The 2,207-nt window shown below is 57.6% G+C and carries 1 protein-coding gene; it reads left to right on the plus strand.

Annotated features, from left to right (window positions below):
* The first annotated feature begins 660 nt into the window (after positions 1 to 660).
* Positions 661 to 2,004: a right-handed parallel beta-helix repeat-containing protein gene (locus tag DZC52_RS13785; protein ID WP_116651733.1), complete on the plus strand. Its 1,344-nt coding sequence runs from the start codon at positions 661 to 663 to the stop codon at positions 2,002 to 2,004.
* The last annotated feature ends 203 nt before the right edge of the window (positions 2,005 to 2,207 follow it).

Here is a 2,207-nt window from a genome sequence, read left to right on the forward strand (position 1 = left end):
GAAAGGTGTTTCCGGCGAGTTCGCGCTGAAGAAGCTACGGGAACAGCCGATACCCTGGTAGTGGCCTACTAACCGAGCTTTTCCCCGGAGCAGAAGATGCCGGGCGCCAGCCCGTGGGCAAATCCAGGCCCAGGAGCCCAACGCAGTCAACAAAAGGGCAAATGGCGCAACTTCTGGTCCCATTCTCAAGAGTTTGCGAGGCGTCGCCCGCCCCAAGATTGCCGATTCATCCGAAAAATCGTGGCTGTCCTGGTTTTTGTCCGGTTTTTGTCCTATAAGCCGGTCGATCCGGTCGCCACGCCTGCCTGATGGCCGGGCAACCCGGCCTGCGAGTGGCCTTTTTGCTGCCCGGAGCGCCAAATCACCCCTTTTCGGAAGATCATCTCGGCCCATCGAGCAGCCGAGTCGATGGGGGCGACTCCGATTCAGGCGAAAAAATCGTGGGTGTCCTGGTTTTTCGCTGGTTTTTCCGTTCGTGGGTGTCCTGGTTTTTAGGTGTCCTGGTTTTTATCCCGCCGTGGGATGCGCGAGTGCCCTGGTTTCCGGTTTGCTATCGTGGGTATCCTGTTATCTGCCCATCTGCTCAGCATTGATCCTGGTCAAAGCCTCTGATAGGGAACTCTAATATAGTCTTTTCTGGCCACCGCAAATAGGGGAAGCATGCAAAGTTCTTCGGCCCACAAGTACTGTTTTTTGGTCCTCGCCGCACTTTTTGCCAAGTCGGTATTCGGAGCCACCGATGTGAGCGGAAGCATTTCGGTTGACACCACTTGGTCCGACCCCGTCTATCACGTCGTCGATTCAGTCACGGTTGAACCCGGCGTCACTCTGACCATCTCAACTGGAGCCGTCGTCAAGTTCGATTACGGAAAGTTTCTGAACGTCAGGGGCACCCTGAATGCCCAGGGAACAGACCAAGAGCGCGTCTACTTTACCGACATCCGCGACGACGGTGCAGGCGGGGACAGCAACGGCGACGGAAGCGATACCGAGCCCGGCGTGCCCTGGTGGCAAGGCATCTACGTTCGCGACGGCGGCAGTGCCCTGCTTGACCGCGTCGAAATACGGTATGCGGGCCGCTACTATCAGTATTACGAACCCGGAGCGGTCTACAAGACCGGCAGCGGCACGCTGACACTGACCCGGTCAACCATTCGTGATAGTGACCGACGCGCCATCGTCCTGAACGCCACCAACGCTGCACACGTCATCGAAAACAACCTGATCGACGGCACCGCACAGTACCAGGGTATCTATCTGCGTGATGCTTCTGGCAACTCGACGATCAGTGACAACCTGATCATCGGCGCGGCTACTTACGGCATCCACGGCCGCGATGACAGCTCTGCGACCTTAAGCGCCAATACGATCCGCAGCAGTGGGCATTCTGGAATCTTCCTCGGCTCCAACAGCATCACCGGCGATATGGTGATCGAGAACAACACGATCGAAGATAGCACCTATCACGGCGTCTACATTCAGAACGCCGCAGGAGCGGTCACGGTTTCGAACAACAGAATCTACGGCAATGGCAACAACGGAATCTTCCTGAGCCAAAGCACTCTGCCGATCACCGATAATCGTATCTACGGAAACGCGATGCGAGGGATCTATCTCGCCGGCTCCGAGACTACCCCGGACATCTTCCGCAACGACATTCGCGATAACGATATCGGAATCCTGATCGTGAGTTCCGCAGACCCACTCATCGGCGGCTCGGCAGCCAACGCCAATGACATTCACGCAAACGCCTCGCACGGCGTTCAGAACACCACGGACACGATCACCGTCGATGCGCGTTTCAACTGGTGGGGTGCAGCCAGCGGGCCTTATCATGCCAACACCAACCCGGACGGTGAAGGGAACGAAGTGTCCGACTGGGTCGACTACGGCGACTACCTATCCGAGGGGACGTTGCAGCGGATCTTCCAAGACCGCTTCGAGAAGGCCCCGACGGGAATTCGGGGAAACCAGGAGGGAAACCAGGACACCCTCGGTTTGTAGGACATCTCCTGCGGTCAAGCGCGGCAGTCTGAGACTTGGCCTACGCCTGGGTAAGCGCAAGCATGCGCGAGCGCTTGTCCGATGGTGAGATTCCCGGTGTTCGGGCTTCTAGAAGCAATCCAGGACACCGAAGCAATCCAGGACATATATGGACGCCTCCCCGTCGTCAAGGGAAATTCGCCTCCTGATTGTTGCTGCCGCTG

The sequence above is a fragment of the Wenzhouxiangella sediminis genome, from assembly GCF_003410055.1.
In the GTDB taxonomy this organism is placed as follows: domain Bacteria; phylum Pseudomonadota; class Gammaproteobacteria; order Xanthomonadales; family Wenzhouxiangellaceae; genus Wenzhouxiangella; species Wenzhouxiangella sediminis.

What these genes read in the sequence shown, in the direction of transcription:
- DZC52_RS13785 (WP_116651733.1), top strand. Translation starts at nt 661, where the DNA reads ATGCAAAGTTCTTCGGCCCACAAGTACTGTTTTTTGGTCCTCGCCGCA.